The sequence below is a fragment of the Vreelandella venusta genome, from assembly GCF_015689495.1.
Taxonomy (GTDB): Bacteria; Pseudomonadota; Gammaproteobacteria; order Pseudomonadales; family Halomonadaceae; genus Vreelandella; species Vreelandella venusta.
The window spans coordinates 943,498-959,259 of the sequence record NZ_CP065135.1; the positions used below are offsets into that span (position 1 = coordinate 943,498).

The 15,762-nt window shown below is 53.8% G+C and carries 13 protein-coding genes; 6 read left to right on the top strand and 7 right to left on the bottom strand.

Features of this window, described 5'->3' with window-relative positions:
* Window positions 1–242: 242 nt before the first annotated feature.
* The gene (locus tag IR195_RS04495) at window positions 243–1,070 is read left to right on the top strand and encodes an alpha/beta fold hydrolase (RefSeq protein ID WP_206048867.1); all 828 of its coding nucleotides are present in this window, start codon (window positions 243–245) and stop codon (window positions 1,068–1,070) included.
* Window positions 1,071–1,104: 34 nt separating this feature from the next.
* The gene (locus tag IR195_RS04500; protein WP_206048868.1) at window positions 1,105–1,869 is read left to right on the top strand and encodes a metallophosphoesterase; all 765 of its coding nucleotides are present in this window, start codon (window positions 1,105–1,107) and stop codon (window positions 1,867–1,869) included.
* A gap of 12 nt (window positions 1,870–1,881) precedes the next feature.
* Here the strand turns inward: IR195_RS04500 and IR195_RS04505 are convergent, their stop codons facing one another.
* Complete coding sequence (locus tag IR195_RS04505; RefSeq protein ID WP_206048869.1) at window positions 1,882–3,258, bottom strand: aminotransferase-like domain-containing protein; 1,377 nt, start codon at window positions 3,256–3,258, stop codon at window positions 1,882–1,884.
* A gap of 136 nt (window positions 3,259–3,394) precedes the next feature.
* Between IR195_RS04505 and IR195_RS04510 the strand changes: the two genes are divergently transcribed.
* The gene (locus IR195_RS04510; RefSeq protein ID WP_206048870.1) at window positions 3,395–4,555 is read left to right on the top strand and encodes an MFS transporter; all 1,161 of its coding nucleotides are present in this window, start codon (window positions 3,395–3,397) and stop codon (window positions 4,553–4,555) included.
* Window positions 4,556–4,788: 233 nt separating this feature from the next.
* Window positions 4,789–6,216, top strand: coding sequence for a Glu/Leu/Phe/Val family dehydrogenase (locus IR195_RS04515; protein ID WP_206048871.1), 1,428 nt, complete (start codon window positions 4,789–4,791; stop codon window positions 6,214–6,216).
* 83 nt (window positions 6,217–6,299) lie between these two features.
* On the opposite strand, the gene IR195_RS04520 is transcribed toward IR195_RS04515, so the two are convergent.
* Window positions 6,300–7,235 (bottom strand): cation diffusion facilitator family transporter, encoded by a 936-nt coding sequence (locus IR195_RS04520; protein ID WP_125746037.1) that lies wholly within the window; start codon window positions 7,233–7,235, stop codon window positions 6,300–6,302.
* A gap of 142 nt (window positions 7,236–7,377) precedes the next feature.
* On the opposite strand from IR195_RS04520, the gene IR195_RS04525 reads away from it, so the two are divergent.
* Entirely contained in the window at window positions 7,378–7,896 is a 519-nt protein-coding gene (locus tag IR195_RS04525; protein ID WP_125746039.1) for a GNAT family N-acetyltransferase, read from the top strand.
* 286 nt (window positions 7,897–8,182) lie between these two features.
* Here the strand turns inward: IR195_RS04525 and IR195_RS04530 are convergent, their stop codons facing one another.
* Together IR195_RS04530 and IR195_RS04535 are read right to left on the bottom strand one after the other, a co-directional pair.
* The gene (locus tag IR195_RS04530; RefSeq protein WP_206048872.1) at window positions 8,183–8,737 is read right to left on the bottom strand and encodes a carboxymuconolactone decarboxylase family protein; all 555 of its coding nucleotides are present in this window, start codon (window positions 8,735–8,737) and stop codon (window positions 8,183–8,185) included.
* A 33-nt stretch (window positions 8,738–8,770) separates the two neighbouring features.
* On the bottom strand, window positions 8,771–10,096 hold the full coding sequence (locus IR195_RS04535) for an aspartate aminotransferase family protein (RefSeq protein WP_206048873.1): 1,326 nt from the start codon (window positions 10,094–10,096) through the stop codon (window positions 8,771–8,773).
* 188 nt (window positions 10,097–10,284) lie between these two features.
* Here IR195_RS04535 and IR195_RS04540 point away from each other — a divergent pair, with 188 nt between their 5' ends.
* Window positions 10,285–11,172, top strand: a complete 888-nt coding sequence (locus IR195_RS04540; RefSeq protein WP_146942822.1) for a MurR/RpiR family transcriptional regulator — start codon at window positions 10,285–10,287, stop codon at window positions 11,170–11,172.
* A 23-nt stretch (window positions 11,173–11,195) separates the two neighbouring features.
* On the opposite strand, the gene nirD is transcribed toward IR195_RS04540, so the two are convergent.
* The 3 genes from nirD to IR195_RS04555 all read right to left on the bottom strand — a co-directional run bounded on the left by nirD (window position 11,196) and on the right by IR195_RS04555 (window position 15,477).
* Complete coding sequence (gene nirD / locus IR195_RS04545) at window positions 11,196–11,585, bottom strand: nitrite reductase small subunit NirD (protein ID WP_146942820.1); 390 nt, start codon at window positions 11,583–11,585, stop codon at window positions 11,196–11,198.
* Window positions 11,586–11,647: 62 nt separating this feature from the next.
* Window positions 11,648–14,170, bottom strand: a complete 2,523-nt coding sequence (nirB, locus tag IR195_RS04550) for a nitrite reductase large subunit NirB (protein WP_206048874.1) — start codon at window positions 14,168–14,170, stop codon at window positions 11,648–11,650.
* Window positions 14,170–15,477, bottom strand: a complete 1,308-nt coding sequence (locus IR195_RS04555; protein ID WP_206048875.1) for an NAD(P)/FAD-dependent oxidoreductase — start codon at window positions 15,475–15,477, stop codon at window positions 14,170–14,172. The genes nirB and IR195_RS04555 overlap by 1 nt, the downstream gene beginning before the upstream one ends.
* Window positions 15,478–15,762 lie beyond the last annotated feature (285 nt).

The window sequence follows — 15,762 nt, forward strand, 5'->3', positions numbered from 1 at the left end:
ATGCTGCCAGTGGGCTTGGCGGTGCCAAAAAGCGAGTACCTCGTCATCTTGTGTCGATAATCCGAATGTAGACATCATAAGGTGGTCCTCCTGTTGGGACACACTTAAAGTATAGACTATCTTTGTTGCGGTGCAGCATTTTGGCCTCTGATAACCAAAATAATTGGTGCGAAGTCTTATCTACTTAGCGTGGTATGCTGATGACATACCTATAACTAATCAATAAAACAACGAGTTATATTATGGTGCCAACAACTGTCGATTTTGACACTCTGTGCCCTGAACCTATCTTCCAAGACCGTTGGGTAGCAACACCACGTGGTCGCGTGTTTACTCGTACTTGGGAAACGTCTCATTTGCGCTCGGATGTGCCCATTGTGCTGCTCCATGACTCGTTAGGCTGTGTGGATTTGTGGCGTAGCTTTCCAGCGGCGCTATGTGCGGCGACCCAGCGACGAGTGATTGCTTATGACCGTCTAGGGTTTGGGCGCTCCGACGCGTGCCTGACACCGCCACTGCTGAGCTTTATCGACGATGAACCCTCTACCAGCTTTGCAGCCCTTCAGAGTGCGTTTCAGTTAACGCATTTTATTGCGCTGGGACATAGCGTTGGCGGTTGCATGGCGGTGCACTGTGCAGGGCAGTATGTAGAGCAGTGCCAAGGCTTGATTACCATTGCAGCGCAGGCGGTAAATGAACCACGCACACAACAAGGTATTGAAGAGGCGCGGGCCGCCTTTCAAATGCCGGAGCAATTTGCCAAATTAGAAAAATATCACGGTAATAAGGCGCGTTGGGTACTGAACGGCTGGATAGACACGTGGTTACATCCAGCATTTGAACACTGGTCGCTTACGCCCGCTCTTCAGCACGTTCACTGCCCCACGCTGGTGCTTCATGGTGAAAATGATGAGTATGGTTCGCACCGCCAACCTGAAGGCATCGCTCGCCATACCCGAGGTCCTGCACACACTGAAATACTGCCGGGCGTTGGGCATGTGCCCCACCGTGAAGTGGAGGCCGTGGTGGTTCACTATGTTAGCGAGTTTATTGAGCGGCTTACGCCATAAAACGACCGTGACACAAGGAAAAGTGAGGAACGCTATGCGCTTGCGAATTTTATCCGACCTTCATTTGGAGTTTTTTGATGGGGGCCGCGAATTGCCAGAAGTTGAGGCCGATATCGTCATTTTGGCGGGCGATATTCATCAGAAAACGGCAGGGCTTGCTTGGGCCAGACAACAGTTTCCAGCAATGCCTATTTTATATGTGCCGGGCAACCATGAGTTTTACGATACCTGCATGCCGCTACTTCGTGATGAGCTCGCCATTGAAGCCAAGCGCAACAATATTGAGTTGCTGGATAATCGAGCGGTGACTATTGGGGGAGTGCGTTTTTATGGCACCACGTTATGGACTGATTTTGCGCTCTATGCCGATGACCCAACGCACAACCCAGCAGAGACCGACGCTAAAGCGTTGCGCTATATGCCCGATTTTAGCATCGTGACAACAGCTCCAAATCAGGTGTTTACCCCTCAAGCTAGCCAAGCATTACACGTTGAAGCACTTGCTTGGCTTAGCAATGAGCTTGAGCAACCCTTTGATGGGCCACGCGTTGTGATTAGCCATCACGCACCGTTACACAGCTGCATTCCTGAACAGTATTTGGGTGATGCATTGTCCCCAGCCTTTGCCTCCCACCTGCCTCAATTGATGGGCAAGATGGACCTATGGGTGCATGGCCACGTCCATGAGCCCGTCGATACTTTATGTAACGGCACGCGCGTCATCGCTAATCCAGGCGGTTATCCCGATGAGTTTACGCCAGAGCTGTTTGAGCCGAGTTTGGTGGTGGAGGTTGATTGATAGGTCATTGAATTATCCTTCAATAAACCCTTTCGCTCTTGGGTCTTGCATATAAGCCACGTTGAGTCGCCGCCAGGGCGTTGGTTGATGATCGGCAAAGAATAAATGTCCCGGCGACAGGGTAACTTTCCAGTCACCAGCCAGTTCACTCAATCGTTCAGGTGTTATCGCTGCCGGTGGCTTTGCCCACACAAACATCCCACCGGTCGGCTCGGTATAAACATCCCAATTGGCACGTTTGAGCATCGCAAGCGCCATCGACATGTGGTTGGAAAGCCTAGTACTTAACCGTTCCGTCAGCTTTCGGTAACTACCGTTTTGAAGCATGGTGGTAATGACTTGCTCTGCAAAGCGTGAAGAAGAAATGCTGGTTAGCATTTTGATATCGACAATGCGTTGCACCATTGAAGAAGGCGCCGCGATATAACCAACGCGCAGCGAAGAGGAGAGGCTTTTTGAAAAACTGCCCAAGTAAATAACCCGGTTAAGGCCATCTAACGCAGCTAAGCGAGCACTTGGCGTATGTTGAAAGTCTGCGTATATATCATCTTCTATCAGTTTGAAATCGTACTGCTCGGCTAATTGTAATAAGCGATGCGCAATGGTGGGCGTTAGCGTTCCCCCTGTGGGGTTTTGAAAAACGCTGTTGGTATAAAAAAGCGTCGGCCGATGCTCTGCAAGTAATTCTTCTAAGCGTTCAAGATCAGGACCGTCGGCTAAGCGAGGCACGCCGATAACACGAACACGTTGCAGATGGAGTAGGCCAAATAGGTTGTAATAGCCTGGTGATTCGACGAAGACAACGTCTCCGGGTTCGAGAAGCAAGCGCACCAATAAATCTAGCGAATGGCTGCTGCCGCTGGTGGTGACAATTTGCTGATGATTTGCCGTGATCGCTAAAAGCCGAAGTCGCTCTTGTATTAAGTGGCGTAACGCCGTGGGGCCTTGGGGGGTGCTGTATTCAAAAATGTCCGCGCGATTCATACGCGCAACTTGGCGGATCGCATAGGTTAAATCATCGCTCTCCCGCCAATGACTGGGTAACCAGCCACATCCAAGGGGCAGGGCCGTCTCATCGGCACTAAAAAGCCCCCAAAGCCCGTTGGTCACTTCCTGCAGTGGGCTGGAAGCTGTTTGGTGCTCGCTTGGTGGACTATCGGCAACAAAAAAACCTGCCCCTGGTTTTGAGCGCACCAACCCTGCGGCGATTAAACGCTCATAAGCTTCAATAGCCGCATTGCGGCTAACGTGATGTGTCGCAGCTAAATAGCGAATGGAGGGTAGACGGCTGCCATTACCAGGTTTGTTTTGTTTAATCCAAGTGCTGATCGCCTCTTCAAGTTGCTGTGCAATAGGCGTGTTGGCATGCCGATCAACTGTTAACTTCATAGATAGTCCTGCTGGATCAACTGTTCATTAAAAAACCGGAACAGTGCCTCAATAATAGTGGCCCAGTGTATCTTACCCCGCTTGAATAAGCGTGCGAGCTTTATGGTTCTTTTAGCAATCTCTAGTGAGTTAATGCATGAACCAGTACAGCGCAGCCCGCCTAGCTTTCGGGCTATGTATGATCACCACGGCCGTTAATTTGCAGGCACCGCTATATGGTGCGTTGGCAGCGCAAGGCGGGGTTGGTGTTGGTGCCACGACAATTGCGTTTGCCTGTTACGTCGCAGGGGTAATGCCTGTATTGCTGGGGCTTAATGGCTTGGCCGAGCGGATAGGTTACAAAGCAATCATTGTCACTGCGTTACTGCTTAATATGCTGGCCACTTGCCTGATGCTAATAGCGCCTAGCATCGTAATGCTCGGCGTTGCGCGTTTTCTACTTGGGGTGGGGACCGCGCTAGCATCCGCGGTGGCGCCAGCCTATATGCAACAATTATGGCAAGGCGATGATAAACAAGCTTCTACCAGTTACGTCACGATTAGCAGCGCGCTTGGCTTCGGTTTAGGGGCAGCGGGGACCAGCGTTTTTATCGTTACTACGCCTAGCTTAACGCCCCCCAGTTTGTGGTTATATCTATGTATTAGCGCTTTCGCATTAATAGGCGTGTTGACGTTGCGAAAAGGCATGCCTAGTGGGCCGAAAGGCAGCATGCTCCGTTTGCCTAGCTTCCCAAATGGAGCCATTCGGTTTGGCTTTGCGATCCTAATTGCCTGGGCCACGGTGGGGCTGGTGATTGCCATATTGCCTTCCGCTTTAGACCAGCATGGTTTAAGCGTTTGGAGTGGCTTTGCTGTTTTCGGTATTTGCAGCTGTGGCGTGTTATTTCAACCCTGGGCCAGAAAGTTGTCGTCATATCGGTCTACGTTATTGGGACTTGCGATTCTGCCACCGGCTTATGGGCTGATTGCTTGGGGAGCTATCGCGGGGCACTTACCCATATTGCTACTAGGTACGGTCATGGCTAGCAGCGCCTGTTACGGCTTTATTTACCTGGGCGGATTAAGTGGCGTGTTAGCCGTGGCTGGCCCATCTTCTACTCAAGCGAGCGCTGGGTATTTTCTAATGGCCTACATTGGTTTCAGTATTCCAGTGATCACAACGGGAGTGCTTATCGATGCCCTAGGGCATCGCGCGGCATTAACGCTATTTGGAGTTGCCTTACTGGGGGGAGTTGTCGCAACACTCTGGTTAGTTATCCAGAATCAACGAGAGTATCGCCAAGTGCTAATGGATTAGGCTGGCTGCGTGGTTCTTTAAGCAAATAGCTGACGAAACATTTAGTGGCGTTTTATATGCTGAGACTATTTAACAATAGTTGAAAGTTGCTGGCGTAGGGGCTTTGTTAGAGTCGGTGGGGTTAGGGAGTTTAAACCAGCTAAAACCCTGTAGCACAAAGACAGGTGTGGTTATTCCCGAAACAGTTCCGATAACAATACTGATAAAAACAACGCAGCAATGGAGCGCCACTTATGAGTGATACTAAGTTCGCCCAACAGGGTATGTCTTTTCGTGAAAGCGTCGAGCACATGGTGGATCACGCTATCGACATCATGGAGCTGGAAGAGGGTATTGGGAATGCTCTGAAGGTGTGCCAGAGCGTGGTGCAGGTATCGTTTCCGATTGATATCGATGGCAAGATTGAAATGTTTACTGGTTGGCGAGCCACCCACAGTGATCATCGTCTGCCCTCAAAGGGGGGTATTCGTTTTGCGATGATGGTCGACCAGGACGAAGTTGAGGCCCTAGCGGCGCTGATGACTTATAAATGCGCGATTGTCGACGTACCGTTCGGTGGTTCAAAGGGGGGGCTGATCATTGATCCGGGCAAGTACACTCAAAAACAGCTGGAAGCCATTACACGGCGTTTTGCGCGCGAGCTGATCAATAAAGGGTATCTAAGCCCTGCCGCCAACGTGCCCGCCCCCGATATGGGCACTGGGCCGCGTGAAATGGGCTGGATGGTAGATACCTACCGCCAGATGTTTCCTAATGACATCAACTACATGGGCGCGTTAACCGGGAAGCCGGTCGAGCATGGTGGCGTGCGAGGGCGTAATGAGGCGACCGGGCGCGGGGTGCAGTATGCGTTGCGCGAACTTTTCCGTCATCCAGAAGAAATCAAGCGTTGCGGCCTGTCGGGAGGCTTGGCTGGCAAACGAGTCGTGGTGCAGGGGTTAGGCAATGTGGGCTATCACGCCGCCCATTTTCTGCAAACCGAAGATGGCTGCTTGATTACTGCGATCATCGAACGTGATGGCGCCTTGGTTAACGACGATGGTTTAGATGTTAAGGCCGTGCGTGAGTATATTGCTGAGACCGGTGGCGTTAAGGGATACCCGGCGGCTGAATACCAAGAAGATGGCAGCAAAGCATTAGAGCGTGCCTGCGATATTCTTATACCAGCGGCATTGGAAGGTGTTATCAATGCCAAGAATGCACACCATATTCAAGCGCCGCTTATTGCTGAAGCTGCCAATGGTCCGGTTACCTATGAAGCCGATAAAATTCTTCAACAGCGAGGTGTCGAGATTATCCCCGATGCGTACTGCAACGCTGGTGGCGTAGTGGTTTCCTACTTTGAGTGGATTCGTAACCTCAATCACGTTCGCTTTGGCAGGCTCGATAAACGTTTTCATGAAGCACGTGGCCAGCACATTATTCAGGCGATTGAAGAATCAACGGGCCATAAGGTGCCAGAGCATCTGGCTGATGAGCTCGCCCGCGGCGCCGATGAGTTTGATCTAGTCCGTTCGGGGCTGGACGACACTATGCGTTTGGCGCTGCAAGAGATTATTCGCACCCGTAACGAAAACCCGAAAGTTAACGACTACCGCATGGCAGCCTATCTGATCGCCATCGAGAAAGTGGCCCGCCATTACCGGGATATCGGTGTTTAACAGAGGGTTATGTTCTCAAGCGGTTTATAACGGCAGTACTAGCATTTTAAGCGGCCCACAGGCCGCTTTTTAATGTGGCGCAATTAAGCGTATCTCTTCACTAGCTGCCCGCAGGAAGGCGCTGCCCAGCGATCATCCTCGGTGAACACTACATCACAGACGACCGGTGAATAAATACGGCGTACTTCTTCATCAATCTGCTGGCGCAGGGCATCTTGATGGGCAAGCGTAGAGTCATGCAGTGCTTTGGGTAGCACCACGTGGACCATGATATACAGCAGCCGGCCAGGGCGCACCATGCGTACCCGAACTTCCTGGGTGTCGATATCGGCAAGCCCGCGAGCAACCGCCTGACGCACAGGCTCGGCGACTGTTTCGTCGGGCGTTTTATTGAGCAGTTCTCGCAGTGCCTGGGAGGCCATACGCACCGGTACGCCAAGGCATAGCAACACCACGGCCATCACCAGAAGTGAATCGACATAAGGGACAATACCGCGCCAGCCTAGACGCTCAAACAGCATCACCAAGCAGAACGCTGCTAACACGGCAGCCGAGATAACACTGTTCACCAGCCAGTTAAGTTTGTCTGCAGCCACCAGCGGGCTACTAACGTGGCGCTGGCTGCGGTGCATTACCCAAGCGGTGAGCGAGCAAGCGGCGGTGGCAAACAGTGCGTAGATAACCGCAAGCCCTGCTGAGATCTCCCGCCCACCTGTCAGTAACGCAGCGATGGCGTCCACCAACGCAAAGATGGAAACGCCTAATATCAATAAGCCTTTGCATAGATTTACCAGCGACTCGAAGTAGCTGTAGCCAAACGGATAGGACTCGCTATCGGGGCGGCTGGCTAATTTGCTGACTTTGATAGTGACCAGCGCTACGCTGAAGTAGATAAGATTAAATGATCCATCCAGCAAAATAGCCTGGGAGTTAGACGCTAGTGTCGCAGTAATGCCTGCGCACCCAATCAGCAGTGCCATAAAGGCAGAAAACGCCAAGGTACTGGATTCTGTTTTCACGAACGTTTGCTCCGATATTGCCTACCCAAGAGTCTGGCAAGCATAGCAATATCAGTGGTCGCAGTGTCAGTGATTTGTTTATTCTAAGGCTATGGAGATAGTCTTTGATGCACTGATTTAGCACCCAAGGAGAGATGTGCTTATGCGCCATGCTGATGCTTTTTCCTTCAGACAAATTGCTCCGGAAGATGCCGCTGAACTATTGTTGTTCGAAGCCACTGAACGTGACTGGTTTGAGCAGCATATAGAGGCCAGAGCGGAGCACTTCTACACGCCGGAAGGTATTAGCCAGCATATTCATGAGTACTTGGCGTTAAATGCCCAAGGACGCATGAGGCCGCTTATTATCCAGTATCAAGGTGCGATAGTTGGGCGCGCCAACCTACGTGAGATAGAAAATGGTTACGCAAAGGTGGGGTATCGGATAGCGCAACATGCGTGTGGTAATGGGCTGGCGCAAAAGGCGCTGAACCATCTGATTAGCGAAGCTCGTTGCATTGACCAAATTAATACGCTCACGGCGACTGTTTCTTTAGACAATCACGCTTCACAGCGGGTCCTGACAAAGGCTGGGTTCGAAGTAATGGAAAAGCTACCTGAGTATTCGGTAGTAGCAGGTCGGAAGCTTGACTGTGTGATGATGCAAAAAACAGATGTCTAGTGTTTAGAAGCAAATGTATTGTTGTGAGACAGGGCTTTAGCTTTGGTTCGACACTTCGACGATGATTCAACTGATTTACCTGGTTATAGCAAGGGCGGCTACGCCGCCATCGCTCGTTAAAAGCGGCCTCCTAGATGATGAGCCTCGAGTGCCTGAATAAAATTAAGCGGGCACTGATCATGGGCGGCCACTGATTTAATGAGGCCTGAATACTCGCAAATGTATGCATAAGTACTTAATGGTCTGCCCTGGGATAGCTTGAAGCCTGCGCCAGGGACTGGCATGCCTAAGACGTTAATGAAAACAGCGCTGGCATTTTTTGCGCTTCTTGTTGAATGCTGTCGTCGATCGGTGTGTCGTAAGTCTTGAGCAGATAGCCCAATACCGAATAAAACCCCACCATCGCAATTAGGTCGATAACGGCCTTGCGTCCGATAGCCTCTGCGAGTTCTGCTTCTTGCTCGGGTGATAGCATTCGCTGGTCAAACAATGCATCCACAGCGTCGACGATAAGACCATCAACGCCTTCGGGGCGAGTTCTAATGGCATCGATTCGTGCAGGGGAGAATCCTAGAGCGAGCGCTCGGCTGACGTGATGAGCCCACTCGTAACGTGAACCCATGCGCAGGCCCGCGCGTAGAATCACTACCTCGGTTAATTCTGGCCCTAAGGCATTTTCCTTAACAACATGCTGGCGCAAAGGTGCCCAGGCGTTAAGCAAAGCCGGGTGGTGGGCCATGGTGCGATAGACATTAAGCGCGCCAGCAAAGTCTCCGCGTAATTCAGCGATTTCGTTTGGCCAGTCGGCATCTGTAATAGGCGGGCAGGGAGAGGATGACATGGGTGATCTCCATTCAGATAGGGGGACGTGCCGTCACTCGGCGATGGCGGCGTTGATAGCGTCGGCAATACGTTCAATGATTAGGTCGACTTCATCGGCTTCAATAATATAAGGCGGTGCCAGCAAAATATGGTCGCCGTGAATGCCATCAATGGTGCCGCCCATTGGATAGCTGATCAGCCCTCGCGCCATAGCCTGTCGCTTAATCTTGGCGTGAATTTTTCGGCTCGGATCGAAAGGCGTTTTAGTGTCCCGGTCCGCCACCAGTTCGATGCCGCGAAACAGGCCTCTTCCTCGAATGTCGCCAACATGCGGTGATGTACCAAGCATCGCTTCCAAACCGCTGTGTAATCTCGCGCCCATGGCGTTTACATTGGCGAGTGTCTCAGGGCGTGCAATGATTTCAACCACTTTGTTAGCGGTGGCCGCAGCAACAGGGTGGCCGATGTAAGTATGTCCGTGCTGGAACAGGCCAGAACCGTTGGCAAAGCTATCGTAAATTTTGTCGGACAGCATCACCGCACCGATCGGCTGATAACCCCCACCCAAACCTTTGGCTATCGTGACGATATCCGGTATGACGCCGTCTTGCTCGCAGGCGAAGACAGTGCCGGTGCGACCCATACCGCACATCACTTCGTCGAGGATCAGTAGTACGCCATATTTGTCGCAAACCGCACGCACACGTTTAAAGTAATCCGCGACAGAGGCGACGGCACCAAGGGTGGCGCCTACAACGGGCTCGGCAACGAACGCCATGACTTCTTCAGGGCCGAGTTCGAGAATTTTTGCTTCGAGTTCGTCGGCAAGCCGAATAGCGTAAGCCTCTGGCGATTCCTCGGCGCCTTTTTCGCGATAGGCATAGCAGGGGGAGACATGATGAGTTTCTGGCAGGATGGGCTGAAACTGCTTACGCCGCATCGCATTGCCACCGGTTGCCAACGCACCAATCGTGTTGCCGTGGTAACTCTGACGCCTGGCAATGATATGTCTACGCTGGGGGGCGCCAATTTCCACGAAGTACTGCCGTGCCATCTTCAGTGCCGCTTCAACGGCCTCTGACCCACCTGACACGAGATAGACGTAATTCAAGCCTTCAGGTGCCAAATTAACAAGCTTCTCGGCAAGCGCTTCGGCAGCGTCGGTGGTGAAAAAAGACGTATGCGCGTAGCAGAGGTTATCAATTTGAGCGCGCATCGTCGCCAACACTTCCGGATGGGCGTGACCAACGCTGGTGACCGCAGCGCCTCCTGAGGCATCTAGGTATCGGCGCCCAGTGGTGTCTGTTATATAGACGCCTTGAGCCGACGCGGCATGGGGGAGTGTTGGGCCGATACTGCGATGAAGAATACGAGTCATGGAAACGGTTCCTTAGGGTCACTTAGCGATGTGAGCACGCCATAAGGAGAAGATTGGCACAGTTTGGTCAGTCTTTGCAACAATTGAATCATTTTTGTTTTTGTTAAAACATATAGATCATTGTTTTTTGACAACAGTAACGTTTAAATCGGCGGCTGTTTTAACAAGCCGCATAAGAGGCAACACATATGCCGCAGCGCGACCCTTTAAGGGAGCAAATTATTGCCCAGTACGATGCCATGTCGCCGCAGCTCCAGCAGGCGGCTCGCTACGTGCTGGAACACCCTGATGAGGTGGCACTGGTTTCTATGCGCGAACTGGCGCGCCATGCGGCGGTGCAGCCTGCCACTATGACGCGGCTTGCAAAGTTTCTGGGCAAGCAAGGATACGATGATATTCGCGAGCACTATGTGGCAGCACTGCGGCGGGGGAACGATGGTTTTGCCGCCAAGGTTCGCCAGCGAAACGAGGGGGCTAGAGCCTCGGCCAACGGCAATATCGCCGCGCATATGCTGCATGGGCTGAGTGCTCAGATTTCTCAGCTTTGTGAGCCTGGCTCACTGCAACGGTTGGAAGCCATCGCTAATACGCTGAAATCAGCTAGAAAAGTGTATGTGCTAGGGTTGCGTTCATGCCACTCCGTGGCGTGGCATTTCCATTACGTGATGTCACTGTTGGGGGACCGCTCGGTTCACCTGGATGGACCGGCAGGAACCGGCGGCGATGCGCTAATTCGCGCCACGCCCGAAGATGCCTTGCTGGTTGTCTCCGTCAAACCTTACGCAGTAGCGACACTGGAACTGACGCAGTTGGCAAAAGACAAGGGGCTGACGATTCTGTCGATCACCGATAGTGAAGTATCGCCACTGGTCGGGCTGTCAGAGCAGACGATTTTTTGCCCCACGGAAAGCGACAGCTTTTTCCATACGTTAACGCCCGCCTTAGCCATCTCAGAAGTACTGTGCACCTTATTGGCAGAAGCTGATCGATCACAGACACTCGAGGCGCTGCAGCGGGCAGATGAACATTTTTTGAGCTTGAATACCTACGCGAGTGCTATTCCTCGCCGGGAGTAACGTCATCGTAAAGCAGCTGTCAGTTACCTCGCTACCCAGACCTCCTCGCCCCTAAACGCGACTTTCCAGGTACGCAGCTTGATGTTCTCATCCTCTAAGCATTGGCCATCTTCAAGGCGAAAATGCTGCTTATAGAGTGGCGAGGCAACCACTGGATTACCTTTAACATCACCGATAATGCCGCGGGCAATGACGTTAGCGTTAGAAAACGGATCAAAGTGGTCAAGGGCGTAGAGTTCTTTCTCGTGTCCTTGGGGGCGCTGCTTCGGTAAGTAGAAAATGGCCACTTGGGCAGGGCCTTCTGGGGTGTTTAACCAAGCAGCGACGCCGGAAAATGCTACCAAGTCAGCTTTAGTGCAGAGCGGCTGCCAGGTATCGGTACTTACGGTGTGCTTGAGTGCGGTCGCGGTCATCAGTTACCTCGTCAGCGTTATCTGGTTTGCGATTATGTAGTGTTTAAGCAGGGCATTAGTGTCTAAGCGGGACGTAGCTGGCCGCGCTCGGAGGTCATAATGATCGACGGATCCGGGCGGTCGTCGTTGACGAAGCTGCGGAAGCGCTTGAGCTTCTCTGGGTCGCTAATCGCGTCGGCCCATTCGCACTGGTAGCTATCCACTACGCTTTGCATCTGGCGCTCCAGTTCGTCGTTGATGCCTAGGCTATCTTCCAGGATCACCTGTTTGAGGTACTCCAGGCCGCCATCGAGGTTTTCGCGCCACACCGAGGTGCGCTGCAGGCGGTCGGCGGTACGCACGTAAAACATCAAGAAGCGGTCGATGGTGCGGTAGAGCTGCTCGTCATTCAGGTCAGTGGCAAACAGTTCAGCGTGGCGGGGGCGCATGCCTCCGTTTCCGCACACGTAGAGGTTCCAGCCGTTTTCGGTGGCAATAATGCCGATGTCTTTGCTCTGGGCTTCGGCGCACTCGCGGGTGCAGCCGGATACGCCAAACTTGATTTTGTGGGGCGAGCGTAGCCCCTTGTAGCGGTTCTCTAACTGAATCGCCATGCCGACGCTGTCCTGCACGCCGTAGCGGCACCAGGTGCTGCCGACGCAGGATTTAACCGTGCGCAGCGATTTACCGTAGGCGTGTCCGGTCTCGAAGCCTGCGGCAATTAGCTCGCCCCAGATATTCGGCAGGTCTTCCAGACGGGCGCCGAACAAGTCGATACGCTGACCGCCGGTGACCTTGGAGTAGAGGCTGTATTTTTTGGCTACTTCGCCCAGCACGATTAACTTGTCTGGGGTAATCTCGCCACCGGCAACACGCGGCACTACTGAGTAGGTGCCGTTTTTCTGCATGTTGGCCATAAAGGTGTCGTTGGTATCCTGCAGTGGAATATGCGCCGCGTCGGTGATCGGCTCATTGAAGCAGGAGGCCAGAATAGACGCCACGGCGGGTTTGCAGATGTCGCAGCCCAGGCAGAGGGTGTCCTGATTGCCGTGTTTTTCGATCAATTCGCTGAAGGTTTTGATGCCTTCCACGCGCACAATATCGTAAAGCTCCTGGCGGGTATGGGCGAAGTGCTCGCAAATCGATTTATCAACCTCTACGCCGCGGGCTTCTAGCTCATGATCGACCACGCTTTTGAGCAGTGCGGTGCAGCCGCCGCAGCCGGTGCTGGCTTTGGTGGCCGTTTTGACGCCGCTTAGATCCACCGCGCCCGCGTCAATAGTGGCGCAAATATCGCCCTTGGTGACGTTGTGACAAGAGCAAATGGAGGCGGTTTCCGGCAGTGCGCCGGGGCCGAGAGTAGGCGCGGCGCCGCTGCTTTGCGGCAGAATCAATGAGGCGGGCTCGTCGGGCAACTCAATGCCGTTGGCGTAATACTGCAGCAGCGTGTCGTAAACGCTGTTATTGCCCACCAGCATGGCGCCGAGCAGCTTTTTACCGTCGCTGGAGACCACCAGTTTGCGGTACTCCTGTTTGATCGGGTCTAAGTAACGGAACATGCGTGCGCTGGGGTTTTGATTGCCATGGGCGTCACCAATCGAGCCGACATCCACGCCCAGCAGCTTGAGCTTGGTGCTCATATCCGCACCGCCAAACTGGGTATCGCCACCGGTCAGCGTCGAAAACGCTGCTTTGGCCATTTGATAGCCAGGGGCGACCAAGCCGAAAATACTCTGCTTCCATAGCGCCACTTCACCAATCGCCAGAATGGCCGGGTCGCTGGTGAGGCACTGGTTATCCACTACCACGCCGCCGCGCTCACCAATCTCCAGCCCGCAATCCCTGGCCAACTGGTCGCGGGGGCGAATACCTGCCGAGAACACAATCAGGTCGGTTTCCAGTACCTTGTCGTCTTGGAAAACCATGCGATGGCGGCTCGCCTTGCCATCTTCAATACGCTGGGTGGCACGCTCGGTGAGCACCTGTACGCCCAGGGCTGCAATTTTTTCGCGCAGCAGCTCACCACCCTCGTTATCCACCTGCATCGGCATCAGGCGTGCCGCGAACTCTACAACGGCCGTATCCAGGTTCAAACCGCGCAGGGCGTTAGCCGCTTCGAGACCTAGCAGGCCGCCGCCTACGACCACGCCGGTGGTAGCATTTTCGGTGGCCGCCTGGATGGCGTCTAGATCATCCAGGGTGCGATACACTAGGCAGCCATCGCGGTCGTTACCGGGAATCGGCGGTACAAAGGGGAAAGAGCCGGTAGCCAGCACTAGGCGATCGTAAGGGTAACGACCCTGTTCGGTGACCACCTCTTGTGAGTTGCGGTCGATCTCAATGACGGCTTCGCCAGTGCGCAGTTCCACACCGCTGGTGGCGTAGTAATCCGCTTCGCAAAGCGCGAGCGAATCGGCATCGCGGCCGCTGAAGTATTCGGAGAGATGTACACGGTCGTAGGCGCGATGGCGCTCTTCGCCAAACACGGTGACCTGATAGCGCCCAAGGGCAGCATTATCGACGAGCTGCTCGACCAGATGGTGGCCGACCATGCCGTTACCAATAATAATAAGCTGTTCGGGAGTTGCCAGTTTTTGGGTAGACATTATGCCACCTCTGAGGTCGGTAGATGGGAAGGGGCGTTCTGCTGGTCAGTCATGCTCGCCTGGAGCGCATCGACATCAGCGGCACCAAACAACAAGGCTTGGCGGTAAGCGTTGAGGTCGGTACCCGCGAGCGCCTGCTCGAAGTACCAAGGGCCTTGGCTGGTGTCGCCGTAAAGCACCGCGCCTTCAATCTGGCCATTGCGCAGCAGCAGGCGGCGGTAGTCGCCGTGCTCAAGATCGTGATAATTCAGTACTTCATGCTCGGCGCTGGCCTCGGTGGGCCCAAAGGCATAGAGCGCCACACCGCTGATTTTGAGTTTGGTGGCGTTGGGGGCCTCTGCGTAGCCTTGGGAATGCGTGCCGCACAGCGTCGCGGTGAGCACCTCTACCTGTCGCCAGATTGGCTCCACTAAACCGTAGGTAGTGCCATTGAACTGGCAGCATTCGCCCAGCGCCGAGATCGCCGGGTCGCTGGTGGTGAGCCATTCGTCCACCACGATAGCTCGATCCGTGTGCAGACCTGCCTGGCGGCCAAGTTCCGCATTGGCAGTAATACCTGCGGCAATAATCACGCTGGAGGCGTTCAACTGGCGGCCATCGGCAAGATACACCTTGGCGACCCGGCCCTGGGCGTCGCCCTCTAGTCGCACTAGCTGTGCGTCAGTGATGATCTGTAAACCGCGCTGAGTGAGGGTATCTTTAAGTAGGTGAGCAGCGGTCGCATCCAATTGGCGGTTCATCAGCCGCTCGCTGCGTTGGAGCACACTTACGTTGATGTCGCTGCCGCGTTTACGTAACCCCTCAGCCGCTTCAAGGCCCAGCAGGCCGCCGCCAATCACCACTGCATCACCGCCCTGTTGAGCGATGTCGCTAAGTGCATCAGCATCTTGCAAGTCGCGAAAGCCGTGTACGCCGTCAAGCTCAATACCCGGAACATCGGGCAGCGCCGGGCGCGAGCCGGTGGCGATGACCAAGTGATCGTAATCAAGCGATCGGCCGCTATCGGTGGTCAATGTTTGGCTTGCGCGATCAAGCGTCTCGACCTTTTCACCCAGTATTAGCGTAACGCCCTGGTCGGCGTACCACTGGGCATCACGTAGGGTAAGCGCATCCTGCTGCATTTCGCCGGCCAACAGGGGGGAAAGCAGAATACGGTTGTAGGCAGGGGTTGGCTCGGCACCAATCACCGTGATTCGCTGTGGGCGTGTGGGCTGTTTTACCAACGCCTCGATGAGACGATGGCTTGCCATGCCATTGCCAATGATCACCAGATGGTCGTTGGGTGAGCACCGGGAAGTGGTTTCCATGGGTGACTCCTCTATGTCGTTGCGGCTGTGTGAACACCAAACAAAAAAACGCCCCTGACACCGCCTTTCGTTAAGAAAGGTGTGTCAGGGGCGTCGTTGCCCGTTGGCGTTGTTTAAAAAACGCGCGACAACCGCCGTTGGCTGCCAGCTGATTAGAAACCTTACGCTGTCTTAAATAAGGACAGCAAGGAGCTGGCCAATTGGCTATATGGAATATTATTTTCGAATAACTTCAACTGTTTAGATGTGGTTGGTAGAGAGGCGATGACACAGCCCTTCGGACAG

Excerpts from the sequence above, each read along its gene's own strand:
- IR195_RS04535 (WP_206048873.1), bottom strand. The coding sequence starts at position 10,096 with ATGACTCGTATTCTTCATCGCAGTATCGGCCCAACACTCCCCCATGCC.
- IR195_RS04515 (WP_206048871.1), top strand. The coding sequence starts at position 4,789 with ATGAGTGATACTAAGTTCGCCCAACAGGGTATGTCTTTTCGTGAAAGC.
- IR195_RS04510 (WP_206048870.1), top strand. The coding sequence starts at position 3,395 with ATGAACCAGTACAGCGCAGCCCGCCTAGCTTTCGGGCTATGTATGATC.
- IR195_RS04540 (WP_146942822.1), top strand. The coding sequence starts at position 10,285 with ATGCCGCAGCGCGACCCTTTAAGGGAGCAAATTATTGCCCAGTACGAT.
- nirB (WP_206048874.1), bottom strand. The coding sequence starts at position 14,170 with ATGTCTACCCAAAAACTGGCAACTCCCGAACAGCTTATTATTATTGGT.
- IR195_RS04500 (WP_206048868.1), top strand. The coding sequence starts at position 1,105 with ATGCGCTTGCGAATTTTATCCGACCTTCATTTGGAGTTTTTTGATGGG.
- IR195_RS04495 (WP_206048867.1), top strand. The coding sequence starts at position 243 with ATGGTGCCAACAACTGTCGATTTTGACACTCTGTGCCCTGAACCTATC.
- nirD (WP_146942820.1), bottom strand. The coding sequence starts at position 11,585 with ATGACCGCGACCGCACTCAAGCACACCGTAAGTACCGATACCTGGCAG.
- IR195_RS04505 (WP_206048869.1), bottom strand. The coding sequence starts at position 3,258 with ATGAAGTTAACAGTTGATCGGCATGCCAACACGCCTATTGCACAGCAA.
- IR195_RS04555 (WP_206048875.1), bottom strand. The coding sequence starts at position 15,477 with ATGGAAACCACTTCCCGGTGCTCACCCAACGACCATCTGGTGATCATT.
- IR195_RS04530 (WP_206048872.1), bottom strand. The coding sequence starts at position 8,737 with ATGTCATCCTCTCCCTGCCCGCCTATTACAGATGCCGACTGGCCAAAC.
- IR195_RS04525 (WP_125746039.1), top strand. The coding sequence starts at position 7,378 with ATGCGCCATGCTGATGCTTTTTCCTTCAGACAAATTGCTCCGGAAGAT.